The 14960-nt window shown below is 47.8% G+C and carries 11 protein-coding genes; 2 read left to right on the forward strand and 9 right to left on the reverse strand.

The features are described 5' to 3' along the window. Nucleotides 1–30: 30 nt before the first annotated feature. Together carB and ACESON_RS07600 are read right to left on the reverse strand one after the other, a co-directional pair. On the reverse strand, nucleotides 31–3240 hold the full coding sequence (carB, locus tag ACESON_RS07595; RefSeq protein ID WP_373109133.1) for a carbamoyl-phosphate synthase large subunit: 3210 nt from the start codon (nucleotides 3238–3240) through the stop codon (nucleotides 31–33). Next, a complete protein-coding gene (locus ACESON_RS07600) occupies nucleotides 3240–4334 on the reverse strand; it encodes a carbamoyl phosphate synthase small subunit (protein WP_177958432.1) in 1095 nt (364 codons plus the stop codon). The genes carB and ACESON_RS07600 overlap by 1 nt, the downstream gene beginning before the upstream one ends. A 224-nt stretch (nucleotides 4335–4558) precedes the next feature. Between ACESON_RS07600 and ACESON_RS07605 the strand changes: the two genes are divergently transcribed. Both ACESON_RS07605 and ACESON_RS07610 read left to right on the forward strand, forming a co-directional pair. Then, on the forward strand, nucleotides 4559–5818 hold the full coding sequence (locus ACESON_RS07605; protein WP_373109134.1) for a peptidoglycan-binding protein: 1260 nt from the start codon (nucleotides 4559–4561) through the stop codon (nucleotides 5816–5818). 163 nt (nucleotides 5819–5981) lie between these two features. Then, nucleotides 5982–6767, forward strand: coding sequence for an SIMPL domain-containing protein (locus ACESON_RS07610; RefSeq protein ID WP_373109135.1), 786 nt, complete (start codon nucleotides 5982–5984; stop codon nucleotides 6765–6767). Nucleotides 6768–6827: 60 nt separating this feature from the next. On the opposite strand, the gene ACESON_RS07615 is transcribed toward ACESON_RS07610, so the two are convergent. The 7 genes from ACESON_RS07615 to ACESON_RS07645 all read right to left on the reverse strand — a co-directional run bounded on the left by ACESON_RS07615 (nucleotide 6828) and on the right by ACESON_RS07645 (nucleotide 14958). Beyond that, nucleotides 6828–9227 (reverse strand): ribonucleoside triphosphate reductase, encoded by a 2400-nt coding sequence (locus tag ACESON_RS07615; protein ID WP_373109136.1) that lies wholly within the window; start codon nucleotides 9225–9227, stop codon nucleotides 6828–6830. Nucleotides 9228–9398: 171 nt separating this feature from the next. Further along, nucleotides 9399–10652: a GTPase HflX gene (gene hflX, locus ACESON_RS07620; protein ID WP_373109137.1), complete on the reverse strand. Its 1254-nt coding sequence runs from the start codon at nucleotides 10650–10652 to the stop codon at nucleotides 9399–9401. 18 nt (nucleotides 10653–10670) lie between these two features. Beyond that, on the reverse strand, nucleotides 10671–11882 hold the full coding sequence (locus tag ACESON_RS07625) for a tetratricopeptide repeat protein (protein WP_373109138.1): 1212 nt from the start codon (nucleotides 11880–11882) through the stop codon (nucleotides 10671–10673). Continuing rightward, nucleotides 11842–12276 carry a dUTP diphosphatase gene (locus ACESON_RS07630; protein ID WP_177958426.1) on the reverse strand — a complete coding sequence of 145 codons (435 nt, stop codon included), beginning with the start codon at nucleotides 12274–12276 and terminating at the stop codon, nucleotides 11842–11844. Before ACESON_RS07630 ends, ACESON_RS07625 begins: the two co-directional genes overlap by 41 nt. Next, a complete protein-coding gene (scpB, locus tag ACESON_RS07635; protein ID WP_177958425.1) occupies nucleotides 12269–13180 on the reverse strand; it encodes an SMC-Scp complex subunit ScpB in 912 nt (303 codons plus the stop codon). Before scpB ends, ACESON_RS07630 begins: the two co-directional genes overlap by 8 nt. A 5-nt stretch (nucleotides 13181–13185) precedes the next feature. Continuing rightward, a complete protein-coding gene (locus tag ACESON_RS07640; RefSeq protein WP_177958424.1) occupies nucleotides 13186–13983 on the reverse strand; it encodes a segregation/condensation protein A in 798 nt (265 codons plus the stop codon). A gap of 102 nt (nucleotides 13984–14085) precedes the next feature. Next, the gene (locus ACESON_RS07645) at nucleotides 14086–14958 is read right to left on the reverse strand and encodes a metallophosphoesterase (protein ID WP_373109139.1); all 873 of its coding nucleotides are present in this window, start codon (nucleotides 14956–14958) and stop codon (nucleotides 14086–14088) included. Nucleotides 14959–14960: the final 2 nt, after the last annotated feature.

Raw genomic sequence — 14960 nt, forward strand, 5'->3', positions numbered from 1 at the left:
CCAATATCCTTTCTGTTCTTTCCTGCTCCTTTACCGTACCACCTTTGCAATATCTACCAGAGTCAGCTCTCTTGCCCTGTTTTCCAAACTGGTTGCCAGAGCAGCAGCCGTATCCAGACTGGTCAGTACATGTACGCCGGTCTCAATGGCATTACGCCGGATAATAAAGCCATCCCTGCTTCTGTCCGCTCCCTGATGAGGAATATCGATGATCAGATCAATCTCATGCCCCAGAATCAGATCCAGAATATTGGGAGATTCCTGCTCCAGCTTCTGCACAGTAAGAGCTTTGATTCCATGATCATTTAAAGCCTTGGAGGTACCACGGGTGGCAAAAATCCGGTAGCCCACATTCTGGAAACGGCGGGCAATCTCTACCACATCCTCTTTTTCCGAATCCCGCACCGTAATAATCATATTTTTATGCTTAGGCAGCTTAATTCCTGCACCTTCAAATGCCTTATAAAGAGCCTCGTTAAAGGTTTTGGCAATTCCCAGACACTCACCGGTAGACTTCATTTCTGGTCCCAGGCTGATATCTGCTCCGCGGATTTTCTCAAAAGAGAATACCGGCATTTTGATTGCGATATACTCTGCCTTCTTCTGCAGCCCCGGCGTGTAGCCCAGCTCCCGCAGACTATGTCCGCAGATGACCTGGGTGGCCAGAGGCACAATGGGGATTCCCGTAACCTTGCTGATATAGGGAACGGTTCTGGAGGAACGGGGATTTACCTCGATGATATAAACCTCTTCTCCTGCTACAATAAACTGAATATTGATCATTCCCTTTACATGAAGAGCCCGTGCCAGCTTTTCTGTATAATCCACCAGCTTTGCTTCCACCTCAGGGGTAATGCTGGGGGCCGGATATACGGAAATACTGTCTCCAGAGTGTACTCCTGTCCGCTCAATGTGCTCCATAATACCAGGAATCAGAATGTCCTGACCGTCGCAGACAGCATCCACTTCAATCTCTTTTCCTATAATATACTTATCTACCAGAATCGGATGATCCTGGGCAATCATATTAATAATACCAATAAACTCATCAATATCATGGTCATTGATGCAGATCTGCATACCCTGTCCGCCCAGCACATAGGAGGGACGCACCAGAACCGGATATCCCAGCTCATTCGCTGCCTTCTTGGCCTCTTCTGCAGTAAATACCGTCTGTCCTGCCGGTCTCGGAATCTGGCACTGCTCCAGAATCTGATCAAACAGTTCTCTGTCCTCTGCCGCATCTACATCCTCTGCCGCTGTTCCCAGAATCGGCACGCCCATTTTCATCAGCGCTTCTGTCAGCTTAATGGCTGTCTGACCTCCAAACTGAACAACAGCGCCATCCGGCTTCTCAATATCAACGATGCTCTCCACATCCTCTGCTGTCAGCGGCTCAAAATATAGCTTATCTGCAATATCAAAATCCGTACTTACCGTCTCCGGGTTATTATTTACAATAATGGTCTCATAGCCTTCTTTTTTAAAGGCCCAGGTACTGTGTACAGAACAGAAGTCAAATTCGATTCCCTGGCCGATCCGGATAGGACCGGAACCGAGCACCAGAACCTTTTTCTTTCTGTTTTCTGACTCATCCGGCTCCACCTCGCTGATTCCGTCAAAGCAGGAATAATAATAAGGAGTTTCTGCTGCAAATTCAGCCGCGCAGGTATCTACCATTTTGTAGGCCGCCCGAATCTGATTTTCATGACGCATTGTCTTGATCTCTGCCTCAGTTTTTCCGGTAAGGCGGGCAATCACATTGTCCGGGAATTCCATCCGCTTCGCTTCCTTTAACAGCTCCGGAGTCAGCGGGCCCTTCTCTAAGGCCTGCTCCATCTCTACCAGAATCGCCAGCTTGTCGATAAACCAGAAATCAATCTTGGTAATGCTGTGAATGATCTCATAAGCCATTCCCCGGCGCAGTGCCTCTGCAATCACCCAGATTCTTCGGTCATCCACCTTTCCTAACTGCATCAGAAGCGCATCGTTGTCCAGATGTCTGAAATCATAGGATTTCAGACAGTCTACATGCTGCTCCAGGGAACGAATGGCTTTCATCAGAGCACCTTCAAAATTGGTACAGATGCTCATAACCTCTCCGGTTGCCTTCATCTGAGTTCCCAGAGTACGTTTTGCGCTGATAAATTTATCAAAGGGCAGACGGGGCATTTTTACCACACAGTAGTCCAGCATAGGCTCAAAGCTGGCATAGGTCTTTTTTGTAACAGCGTTCTTAATCTCATCCAGAGTATAGCCCAGAGCAATCTTTGCAGCAACCTTGGCAATAGGATACCCAGTCGCCTTCGATGCCAGTGCAGAGGAACGGCTGACACGGGGATTTACTTCAATTACACAGTATTCAAAGCTGTTGGGATTTAAGGCATACTGAACATTGCACCCTCCGGTGATTCCCAGCTCTGTAATAATATTTAAGGCAGAGCTGCGCAGCATCTGGTATTCCTTATCCCCCAGAGTCTGAGAGGGAGCCACAACAATACTGTCACCTGTATGAACGCCTACGGGATCGATATTTTCCATATTACATACCGTAATCACGTTTCCGGCGCCGTCACGCATTACCTCATATTCAATTTCCTTCCATCCGGCAATGCAGCGTTCAACCAGAACCTGTCCCACACGAGAAAGGCGAAGACCGTTTTCCAGAATTTCCCGGCAGGTTTCCCGATCCTCGGCAATTCCGCCGCCGCTGCCGCCCAGGGTGTAGGCGGGACGAAGAACCACCGGATACCCGATTTCTTCTGCAATCCGCAGACCGTCCTCTACATTTTCTACAATATCTGAGGGCGCTACCGGCTCACCGATTTTCTCCATGGTTTCCTTAAACATTTCCCGATCCTCTGCCTTTTTAATGGTCAGAGCCGTAGTTCCAATCAGTCGCACATGGTTTTTCTCTAAAAATCCGGCCTCCTCCAGCTCCATAGCCAGATTCAGTCCAGCCTGACCGCCCAGAGTGGGAAGGATGCTGTCCGGATGCTCCTTTTTAATCAGCTGCTCTACTACCTCTACTGTCAGAGGCTCAATGTACACCCGATCGGCAATATCCTTGTCCGTCATAATGGTTGCCGGATTGGAGTTTAAAAGAACAACCTCAATGCCTTCCTCTTTTAAGGAACGGCAGGCCTGGGTGCCTGCATAGTCAAATTCAGCTGCCTGGCCAATGATAATCGGGCCGGAGCCAAGTACCAGAACTTTTTTAATATCAGGATTCTTCGGCATTATTCATTCCCTCCCATCATCTTCATAAACCGGTCAAACAGATATCCAGAGTCCAATGGTCCGGGGCATGCCTCCGGATGATACTGAACGGTAAAAATATTTTTTCCTGTGTACTTCAGTCCCTCATTGGTTTTGTCATTTACATTGACAAATGCGGGAACTGCCACGGACGGATCCAGGCTTTCCGGATCTACCGCATAGCCGTGGTTCTGAGAAGAAATGTATACTCGTCCGGTTTCCAGATCCTTAACCGGATGATTTCCTCCCCTGTGTCCATATTTCAGTTTGAAGGTGTCTGCTCCTGTTGCCAGCGCCATCAGCTGATGACCAAGACAGATCGCAAAAATCGGTGTATCGGACTCATACAGCTTCCGGATTTCCCGGATAATCTCTGTATTTTCCTTGGGATCTCCCGGTCCATTTGACAGCATAATGCCATCGGGACAGGATGCCAGAATCTCTTCTGCCGGTGTATCACAGGGATAAACCGTTACCTCGCAGCCACGCTCAACCAGAGAGCGGGCAATATTTTTCTTTGCTCCCAGGTCCAGAAGCGCAACCCGGCGTACAGGCTCCTGCAGCTTGCTGTCTTCTGGCTCCAGCACATATTTCTCTTTACAGGAGGTTGCCTTTACAACGCCCTTTACAGAATATGCCTTAATACGGCTGATTGGCTCTTCCAGATCCTCATACTCTCTGGTCGTAATCATACCGTTCATGGTTCCCTTTTCTCTTAATATTTTAGTGAGCGCTCTTGTATCTATTCCGCTGATGCCGGGAATATCATTTTTCTCAAGAAAATTCTGGATAGTATCCTCACACCGGAAATTGCTGGGGAGTCTGGATAATTCACGTACAATAAAACCGTCAGGCCACGGCCGGGCGGATTCCATATCATCATAACAAATGCCATAATTGCCAATCAAGGGATAGGTCATTACAACTGCCTGACCTGCGTAGGATGGGTCAGTCAATACCTCCAGATAACCGGTCATAGATGTGTTAAACACAATCTCGCTGACTGCCTCTCTGGCTGAACCAATGCTGGTTCCTGTAAAAACAGTTCCGTCTTCCAGAATAAGAAATGCTTTCATATGTTGGTACCTTTCCTTTCTGTTCCAGGTTGCGTAGAATATATGTTCTTTTGGGCTGTCTGACTTGTGCCCAAATTGATAAGATTATACATGATTTTATTTGCATTTTCAAGCCATTGTTAAGAAAAAATATATCCATACATTTTTCTTAACCTTTACCGATATACTTTAGAAACAGATTGTGTGAGGATCTTATGAAAATAAATTCCTTTTGGAGAAAGGATATGACGGCAGCCGAAGCTCGAACCGGCCGTGGTTTTCTCCAGGTCAATGTTGTAAACATCGAAAACAATTTTCCTGTTCAAAATGCCAAAATCTCTGTTTCCAGAACTGACGCTCCCCTAAGGCCTCTGGAACAGGCAGATACCGATCGTTCCGGGCAGACACCGGAAATCTCTCTGGAAGCGCCCCCTGTGGAATACAGCCTGGATCCGGAATCCGGTATCCGCCCTTATGCAGAATATAATCTGGAAATTACAGCCCCCGGTTTTAAAACCGTCCGGATTGACGGAACTGAGATTCTGGCAGATTCCGTTGCCATTCAGCCCGTTCGGATGGAGCCGGAAACCGATCCTGCTGCCGTAAAGCCTGTCGTGATTCCAGATCACACCCTTTACGGCTCCTATCCTCCGAAAATTGCAGAGCCGGAAATTCAGCCTGTAGGAGAATCTGGAGAAATTGTTTTAAGCCGTGTTGTAGTTCCCCAGACCATTGTAGTTCATGACGGTGTTCCCACAGATACCTCTGCATCTGATTATTATGTGCCGTACAGAGACTATATTAAAAATGTAGCTTCCAGTGAAATCTACGCCACCTGGCCTCAGGCGACCATTACTGCCAATGTACTGGCTATTATGAGCTTTACCCTGAACCGGGTTTTCACTGAGCATTACCGAAACAGGGGCTATGATTTTACCATTACCTCCTCCACTGCCTTTGATCACAAATGGATTCCCGGAAGAAATATTTATGAGAGCATTTCTGTTATTGTAGATGAAATCTTTGATAACTATCTTTCCCGTCCAGATGTGCGCCAGCCTATTCTGACCCAGTACTGCGATGGGCGCCAGGTTCAGTGTCTGGAACGCGGCTGGATGACCCAGTGGGGCTCCTGCAGCCTTGGCGAGCAGGGCTACAGTCCCATCAGTATTCTCCGCCATTTCTATGGAGACGATATGTACGTCAATACCGCCGAGGAAATCTCCGGAATTCCAGCCTCCTGGCCTGGCTATGATCTGACCTACGGATCCTCCGGACAGAAGGTAATGCAGGTTCAGGAGCAGCTTGCTGCAATTTCTACTGTTTATACTGCTATCCCCCGCATCACTCCAGACGGCATTTATGGCCCTGCTACTGCAGCAGCAGTCCGGCAGTTCCAGTCTGTATTTGGCCTTCCTCAGACAGGAGTTATCGATTTTTCCACCTGGTATAAAATATCCCACATCTACGTGGCTGTCTCCGGTATCGGAGAACTATATGGCTGATAACAATTCCTGACTGAAAGAATTATTTTGACTTTTGTAATAAAACTTACCTATTTCTTTAAGGGAAAAGAAATACAGTTATTTTCCATTTCTGGTATGATCTAGATATAAAAAGCAGCAATGAAAAAAGCTGCAATGCCGATTAGGCGAAGGGAGGATAACAATGATTACAAACAGAAAAAAATGGATTCTTACAGCAGGCCTTACTGCCGCCGTTCTGGGTTCTGCCTTGGCTGCCTCCGGATGCGGCGCTGGAACACAGACTGCAGTTCCCTTTCCGGAAACCATCCAGGTTCAAAATGCAGATAATTCGAATACGATTACCGTTACTGGCACAGAGGAGGTCAAAATCACTCCTGATATGGCCCGGATCACCTACTCAATTTATACAAGAGCAGCTACTGCTTCTGCCTGTCAGGAAGCCAACAGCCTGGATCTGAACAAGGCCATTGAAACCCTGAAAGGACTTGGGGTGGAAGAAACCTCTATTAAAACCACCGCCTATGGACTTCAGCCTATTCACAACTGGAATTCTGACAACCGGGAGATCACTGGATACGAGATGACCACCTCTCTTACGGTTTCTGATATTCCTGTGGATCAGGCAGGCGCCATCATTTCTCAGTCTGTGGAAGCTGGAGTTAATGGAATTGAATCGGTTGACTATTTCTCAAGCAATTACGATGCTGCTTATCAGGAAGCTCTGGAAAAGGCGGTCGCTGCCGCCCAGACAAAGGCAGAAACCATTGCCCAGGCAGGAGGAAGAACCTTATCTGGTATTCTTCACGTTGAGGAACAGGGCTACAATCCTGCTGCCCGGTATTCCAATTCCGATACATTGACATACGGAGCAGGCGCTAAAATGGAATCTGCTGCCGATATGGCTGTTATGCCAGGACAGCTTAGCGTCAAGGCCACCGTCACTGTAGATTTTGGAATGAATCCTTAAGCTTTTGATCCACCAGGGCTGGTTCAAAGACCAGCCCTGATGTTGTTTCTTCTATATCCATCATTCCCTTGTTTCCGCAAATTTCCGGATATTCGATGCATTTACAAATTTTTCAATTTTCCCGTCCTTTACAACTACCAGCGTTGGCGCCTGCATCACGCCGAATTTCATGGTAATGTCAGGATTTTCTTCCGCATCAACTGTCTGATAAGGCACATTCCGCAGAAATTCCTTCGCCATTTTACAGTTGGGACATGTTTTTGTTGTAAACAGGTATGCGATCTGCTCCTGCCCGTTTTCTCCTGTGTATTCAAAACCGTTTTCCAATTTGCTTTGTCTCACTGCTTCCTTTACCCGTTCTGAGGCTTCCGGATTCTTCCGCAGCACAGAATGAGCTACATCGTAGGTCGTGCGATTCTTGTACTCCTGAGTTTTTCCTTCATTCCAGTTCTTCACCGGTCGGTAATATCCTGTAATCCTGCTGTACACCTCAGCCTCTCTGCCGCAGATGGGACAGGTCTTGTGCTCCCCAATCAGATAACCATGCTCCTGACAGATGGAATAGGTTGGTGAAATGGTGTAATATGGCAGCTTGTAGTTCTCCGCAATCGTTCGTACCAGGCGAGCTGCTGCCTTCCAGTCAGGAAGCTTCTCTCCCAAAAAAGCGTGGAACACGGTTCCTGAAGTATAAAGAGTCTGCAGCTCGTCCTGAATATCAAGAGCCTCAAAAATATCAGCCGTACAATCCACAGGCAGATGAGAGCTGTTGGTATAATAAGGCGTATCCCCCTTGCAGCCTGCAGTCCGGATATCGGGATAACGCTGTACATCGTGCTTGGCAAGGCGGTAGGTAGTGGACTCTGCCGGAGTTGCTTCCAGATTGTACAAATCACCGTATTCTTCCTGGTAAATCACCAATCGTTCCCGCATATGGTTCAGCACATCTTTCGTGAAGATCTGGGTCTTCGGATCTGTCATATCTCGTCCCAACCAGCTGGCATTAAGCCCCACCTCATTCATTCCAATCAGTCCAATGGTGGAAAAATGACTGTCAAAGGAACCAAGATACCGTCTTGTATAAGGATAAAGACCTCCCTGTAACAGCTTGGTAATTACCTCACGCTTTACCTTCAGAGAGCGGGCTGCAATGTCCATCATGTGATCCAGCCGCTCGTAAAAATCCTCTTCATTTTTTGCAAGATAAGCAATCCTGGGCATATTGATGGTCACAACGCCTACGGAGCCTGTACTCTCTCCAGAACCAAAGAAGCCTCCTGTTTTTCTTCGAAGCTCACGCAGATCCAGCCTCAGACGGCAGCACATGCTGCGCACATCGCTGGGCTGCATATCGCTGTTAATATAATTGGAAAAATACGGAGTGCCGTACTTGGCTGTCATCTCAAACAGCAGCCGGTTATTTTCCGTATCCGACCAGTCGAAATCTCTGGTAATAGAATAGGTAGGAATGGGATACTGGAATCCCCGTCCGTTGGCATCTCCCTCTATCATCGTTTCAATAAAGGCGCGGTTAACCATATCCATTTCCCGCTTACAGTCTTTGTATTTGAAATCCATCTCTTTGCCGCCGACAATCGCAGGAAGCTCTGCCATATCATCCGGAACAGTCCAGTCCAGAGTAATGTTGGAAAACGGCGCCTGGGTTCCCCAGCGGCTGGGCGTGTTCACTCCATAAATAAAGGACTCAATGCACTTTTTCACTTCCCGATAGGACAGATTATCTGCCTTGACAAAGGGAGCCAGGTAGGTATCAAACGAGGAAAATGCCTGGGCGCCGGCCCATTCATTCTGCATAATTCCCAGAAAGTTTACCATCTGATTGCAGAGAACAGACAAATGCTTCGCCGGAGAAGAGGTAATCTTTCCGGGAATCCCGCCAAGTCCTTCCAGTAAAAGCTGCTTTAAAGACCATCCGGCGCAGTAGCCGGTCAGCATCGACAAATCGTGAATGTGAATGTCCGCATTCCTATGAGCCTGGGCAATCTCCTGATCATAGATCTCTGAAAGCCAGTAATTGGCTGTAATGGCCCCGGAATTACTTAAAATCAGACCGCCTACGGAATAGGTTACGGTTGAATTCTCTTTTACCCGCCAGTCCTCTACCTTTACATAGCTGTTTACTACATCCTTATAATCCAGGATGGTATTTTTCATGTTGCGGATTTTCTCCCGCTGCTTCCGGTAAAGGATATAAGCCTTTGCGACATCCGTGTAGCCGGTCTGCTCCAGCACATGCTCCACACTGTCCTGAATCTGTTCTACAGAAATATTGCCATTCTCCAGTTTACTCTGGAAATCAGAGGTAACGCGAAGAGAAAGAAGCTCTAAAATCTCGTTGTTGTACTCCTTTCCCGTTGCCCGAAAAGCCTTCTTAATTGCTTCTGTTATCTTATTCAGGGAAAATTCTGCTATTTCTCCGTCACGTTTTACCACACTGATCATATAAAAACCCCCTTCTTGCCTTCAAACCATATCCGGTTTCTGACGGCGCTATGGGATTATTATAGCAAATCACAAAACAAAACACAATATCTTGTTTTCTCGTCAAAATAAAAACATAGATATTGTGTTTTATGATATTTTCTAATAAATATATTATGACTGGAAAAAATCTTATTTTTCCATGACTGCTGCAAAAAATTCTGCGGGAACATACGCTTTTACATAGATTCCATCTCCCTGATACTCCTCGGAAATCAGCTCTCCATATTTTCTTATGGTCTGAATCTTTCCTGCTTCACTGTACGAAAACAGGCGTTCCAGATATATTTTCTGACTTCTCAGAACTTTTTCCAGGGTACTTATAAGCTGGTCTAATCCTTCTCCTGTTTTTGCAGAAATCTGAATCTGATAATCTGACTGGAGATCTCTGGGATATTCCCCATCTGTTTTTTTGTCAATCTTGTTAAATACAGTGATAATGGTTTTATCCTCCACCTTCAGCTCCCGTAAGGTTTCATAAACCACATGCATCTGCATATCCATATTGGGATTGGAGCAGTCCACTACATGGAGAATCATATCACTGTAACGCGCCTCCTCCAGAGTACTTTTAAATGCTTCAATCAGGTGATGCGGCAGCTTCCGGATAAAACCTACCGTATCAGTCAGCAAAATCTGCTGCCCGCTCTCTAGCTCCAGTCCCCTGGTCGTCGGATCCAGGGTGGCAAACAGCTTGTCCTCAGCCAGAATTCCCGCATCCGTAAGCTTGTTCAACAAGGTTGATTTTCCTGCATTGGTATAGCCTACAATAGCTGCCACAGGCGTGTGCTGCTTTTCTCTCTGTCTGCGGATCACGTCACGGTGACGCTTCACTGTTTCCAGCTCCGATTTCAGCTGGCTAATCCGCTCATGAATCAGACGGCGGTCCATCTCCAGCTTTTTCTCACCTGGTCCTCTTGTACCGATTCCGCCTCCCAGACGGGAAAGGGAGCTCCGCAGTCCTACCAGACGAGCTGCCCTGTATTTCAGCTGTGCCAGTTCAACCTGAATCTTTCCCTCGCTGGTAGTTGCACGGGAGGCAAAGATATCAAGAATCACCATGGTTCGATCCATCACCTTTGTATCCAGAGCATCCTCCAAGTTTCTCATCTGAGCCGGGGACAGCTCATCGTCACAGACAACGCCTGTAGCTCCCAGTTCCCAGATCAGCTCCTTTACCTCTTCTATCTTTCCTTTTCCCAGATAGGTTCCAGGATGAATCCGCTCTCGATTCTGGATCACTTTTCCTACCGTAAAAGCTCCTGCCGTTTTTACCAGCTCCTCCAGCTCATCTAAGGATGCAGCTGTGTCCTCCTCCTCATTTACACTGACGGCAATCAGGATCACCCGCTCCTCAGCTTCTTTGATCTCAAATAAATCTGCCATTCTATCTCCTTATTCGCTTTACTGACGGGACTTTAAAAAGATAATTTCCCGCTCTGCAGCCTCGTCAGCCCCGTATTTTTCCCGATAGGCCTCAAACAGCTCCAGGGCTGCTGCAAAATCCCCCTGCTTTTCCCGAATCACTGCTTCATTAAAATCCAGATTTCTGGCAGCCGACTGGTCTGGAAGACTTCTTCCCTGAGCGATGGTCTGCATAGCCTCCTCATACTGTCCTGCCTCGATCTGTGCAGCCGCCATCCGGCTGTAAATCTGGCTCTGAAGAACCCCAAGAGCCAAGGCCTGATCCCATTCTCCTGCTTCTGCCAGACAAAGAGCCGCCCCCTGTCTGGCCATTTCATTCTCTGAATCCGCATTTAATATAATCTGATAAGTAGCAAGAGCTGCTGCAAAATCCCCCTGCTTATATTCTGCCTCTGCCCGGTTAAACAATACGTCCTCTTCAAAATTGCCAATTCGTTTTCCAGAGCCTTCCAGGGCCTGATCAAAGACTGTAATTGCTGTCTCGTAATCGCCGACGTTCATAGCCATTACCCCTTGTTCCGCCAGCTCCCTCTTCTTACTGCCTGCCTTCCAGCGAACCAGACCAAATCCTGCGCCTCCTGCCGCCAGAGCAAGGATCAAAAGTCCTGCGCCCCAAAAAGCCCTTCTCTGCCTTTTTTTCTTCCGGCGGACAGCTGCCGCGCGAGCTCTGTTTTTTCCATACTCCTGCTGTTCTTTCGCAGGATGAAATCTGGGACGCTCTCCTGCTGCCGGCCGGGACTGCCTTCCTGAAACGGCTGTACCGGTTCTGCCTGCAGCTCTTCCTGATGACATGCTTCCCTCTGCCCTGCTTTGGGATGTCTGATTTCTTCCAGACGTCTGCCCCCCTCTGCCTGACCGAGATACCCCCGACGACTGCACGGGCTGTGTCTGCCGCACTGGCTGTGCCTGCCGCACGGGCCGAGATAAAGCACCCTGCTGCTGCGGCTGCACGCGGCGGTAATCCTCCCGCTCTGCTGCCGTACTTCTCCCCCCGGTTCGAAGGATTCTCACAGTAGAACCCGGTGCGCTCTCTGCAGCCGCTCTCTGCTGTTCCAGCTGCTCGTACTGAATCTCTCCCCGAAACCTGGGACGGGAAGCAGCTGCCTGCTTTCTTACATCTGTTTCTTTTTCTTTCTTATCCACAGCCTCACTACTTTCTGCCGGTGCTTCCAATTCCGCCCCGGTCTTCATTTTCCAGACTTTCGACCTCTTCAAACCGGATTGCCGGCTGATGCTCCATAATACGGAACTGGCAGATTCGATCCCCGGTCATAATTTTTGTATCTCTTAAAGCATAGGCAGGGAAAAACCACTGATCATTATCTCCACAGTAGGTTTCATCTACTACACCCATGTGATTTGTCTGAATTACACCGAAATTCTTATAGGTGCTGCTTCTGGGAACAATGTGGGCCTCATAGCCCTTTGGCAGCTCCATGGCAACACCAAGAGGAATCAGCCGGAACTCTCCGGCCTTCAGTTCCACATCCTCTGCCGCCCGCAGATCAATCCAGTCGGACTTTCCTCCAATATAAGTAAGCTTTTCTATTTTATCTGTTAAATATTTGATTTTAATATCAGGCATCTTCTTCCTTATCCTCCCTTAAAATTTCCTGGTTTTCTGCTTCCGCATCCCCCTCAGCCATGTCCTGAGGTCTTTCCTCCGCGTCCTGAGTTTCTTCTTCCATGGCCCGTTCCACTGCTTCCTCCAGATCCAGAGCATCATCCTCGTTCCCGTTTTCCAGTGCGCCCATTTCATTCAGCTTCATCTGAAGTTCTTCCTCTACCTCCTGACGGATCTCCTCCTCCTGTTCCGGATTCATTGTAGGAAGATCCGTTGTAGAACCTACGCCAAACCGGCGCAGGAATTCTTCTGTTGTTGCAAACAGAGCCGGCCGGCCGGGGGCGTCCAGCCTTCCCGCCTCGTATACAAGACCATACTCTACCAGTCGGTTTACAGCATGATCGGAGGATACGCCTCTGATTTTTGAAATTTCCATTTTTGTCACCGGCTGCTTGTAGGCGATAATAGAAAGAGTCTCCAGAACCACATCCGTCAGCACATGCTTTTTGGGAGCAGAAGCCACGCGAATCAGATTCTCATAATATTCTGCTCTGGTACACATCTGATAGGCATTCTCTAGTTCGATAATCTGCATCCCTCTGTTTTCCTTCTGATACCGTTTTTGAAGGCTTGTCACAACCCGGCGGGCCACATTCTCACTTTGATCAATAGCCGCTGCCAGCTGTCTGAGTTCTACGGAATTTCCCATTGTAAACAGCACAGCCTCCACAATCGCTTCCCAGTCACTTTCTGGATATATTCCATCCGGATTTTTCTCGTCCGTGATATTCTGACAGCCTGGAATATCCAACACCAGCTGTCCTTCTCTGGTATCCAGTGCCTCCAGCGCTTCCAGCTCCTCATGGCGTGCCTCTACAGCAGCCAGATCAAATTCCTCGTCGTCATCGTCGTACAGACTTCCCATATTTTCTATCCTTCCAGATCCCCTAAATCTTCCAGCAAAAGTTCTGTTTCTTCGCCCTCTGCTTCCTGAATCTCTATGTACATATCATCAAAGGCATGCTCCTGGGTCAGATGAATCTTTCCAATCTTCATCAGCTCCAGAATAGCCAGAAAGGTCACAACCACCTCCAGCTTGTCAGACTGCCGCTCCAGCAGCTGACGAAAGCTGAAATTTCTGTGCTTTCTTGCATAAGCCATCACATCCAGAATCCGTGTTTCCAGACTGACCGGCTCTTTTTTGATAGTTCCAAACTTGCTGCGGATGGGATCCACCTTATCCTGCTGCCGCTTCATAACAGACTGGAAAATCCGCTGCAGCTTTGCCAGAGTCAGCCCGTCCAACAGCTCATCCAGATCTACCGGCGTCTCATACTTTGCCACCTCTTTTGGAACCGTAGGCTTTTTAAAAAGCAGTCCACCGGCATTCTCCTCCATATCGAGAAGCTCCTGAGCCATTATTTTATACTGCTTATACTCCAGAAGACGGGAAACCAGCTCTGCCCGGGGATCTTCTTCGCCCTCTTCCTCAACCGTCTCTACAGGAAGCAGCATCCGGGATTTAATATCCAGAAGCGTTGCCGCCATAACCAGGAAATCACTGACCAAATTCAGATCCTCTTTTTCCATCTGATTCACATAATCAAGATACTGCTGTGTAATCTCCATAATCGGAATATCATAAATATCTATTTTATTTTTATCAATTAAATGAAGAAGAAGATCCAAAGGACCTTCAAACTTCTCCAGTTTATAAGATATTGCCATTCCAATCCGCCCTTTGCCTTTTGTCACGTATGTATCAGTATAACAAAAAACCCCCGCTCTGTAAATATCGAACAGGGGTATCTATCCTATGGCAGCGGCCTGCTATGATTTTGGCTCCAGCCTTATTACCGCCAGCTGCGGTCTGTTTCCTATACGGATATTAATAGAATGGGTTCCAAGCCCGCGGCTGACAAGCATCCACCGACCGTTTTGCTCAAACACGCCTCCGCAGAAGGGATGGAAAAACTGATACTGAGGAGTCATGACTCCCCCCAGTCCGGGAAGGCGGATGGTTCCGCCGTGAAAATGTCCTGCCAGAGACAAATCCGCTCCCCAACCTGCATACGCATCAAAAAAGAGAGGGGAATGAGCCAGAAGAATCTGAAACCTTTCAGACTCTGCCTTTCCCAGCCGTCTGGTAAGATAATACGGCACCATAGAATCCGGATGAAAATCCTGATAATACTTCCAGGCTATGTCCACTCCACTGACTGCTATATCGTCCCGCCACTGTACCGTTTTGTTCTGTAAATAATTCACCTGATATTCTTCCAGCAGCTTCCGAAATTCATCATACATGGACCCGTAAACTCCCCGATCCCGCTGCATCCTCTGCTCATGATTTCCATTTGCATAAAAAACCGGACAAGAAAGGCGGGAAATTCCCTGAAGAAGCTCCTTTGTCCTGGAAAGATCCGCACGCCCTGGCTTTGTAACCATCGTATCGCCGCCAATCAAAACTGCATCCGGATGGATTCTTTTTATCTCCTTCAGCAGCTTCTCATTCTTTTCTCCAAATGTATTGTCGTGAAGATCCGATAAAAACACCAGAATAGCCGGCTCTTTAATTTTCGAGGAAGAAAAAACCAACTCCTCTGTCACAAAATGCCCCCGCTCATATTTGCTCCATGCCAGCCCTGCCGCAGCAGCTCCGGCGGCTGCACATAAAGATAACTCTATATTTCCTGCCCTCATAT

This window comes from Lachnoclostridium sp. Marseille-P6806 (assembly GCF_964238185.1).
Lineage (GTDB): Bacteria > Bacillota > Clostridia > Lachnospirales > Lachnospiraceae > Brotaphodocola.

Excerpts from the sequence above, each read along its gene's own strand:
- hflX (WP_373109137.1), bottom strand. The coding sequence starts at position 10,652 with ATGGCAGATTTATTTGAGATCAAAGAAGCTGAGGAGCGGGTGATCCTG.
- ACESON_RS07640 (WP_177958424.1), bottom strand. The coding sequence starts at position 13,983 with ATGGCAATATCTTATAAACTGGAGAAGTTTGAAGGTCCTTTGGATCTT.
- ACESON_RS07605 (WP_373109134.1), top strand. The coding sequence starts at position 4,559 with ATGACGGCAGCCGAAGCTCGAACCGGCCGTGGTTTTCTCCAGGTCAAT.
- ACESON_RS07600 (WP_177958432.1), bottom strand. The coding sequence starts at position 4,334 with ATGAAAGCATTTCTTATTCTGGAAGACGGAACTGTTTTTACAGGAACC.
- ACESON_RS07615 (WP_373109136.1), bottom strand. The coding sequence starts at position 9,227 with ATGATCAGTGTGGTAAAACGTGACGGAGAAATAGCAGAATTTTCCCTG.
- ACESON_RS07625 (WP_373109138.1), bottom strand. The coding sequence starts at position 11,882 with ATGAAGACCGGGGCGGAATTGGAAGCACCGGCAGAAAGTAGTGAGGCT.
- scpB (WP_177958425.1), bottom strand. The coding sequence starts at position 13,180 with ATGGGAAGTCTGTACGACGATGACGACGAGGAATTTGATCTGGCTGCT.
- ACESON_RS07630 (WP_177958426.1), bottom strand. The coding sequence starts at position 12,276 with ATGCCTGATATTAAAATCAAATATTTAACAGATAAAATAGAAAAGCTT.
- carB (WP_373109133.1), bottom strand. The coding sequence starts at position 3,240 with ATGCCGAAGAATCCTGATATTAAAAAAGTTCTGGTACTTGGCTCCGGC.
- ACESON_RS07610 (WP_373109135.1), top strand. The coding sequence starts at position 5,982 with ATGATTACAAACAGAAAAAAATGGATTCTTACAGCAGGCCTTACTGCC.
- ACESON_RS07645 (WP_373109139.1), bottom strand. The coding sequence starts at position 14,958 with ATGAGGGCAGGAAATATAGAGTTATCTTTATGTGCAGCCGCCGGAGCT.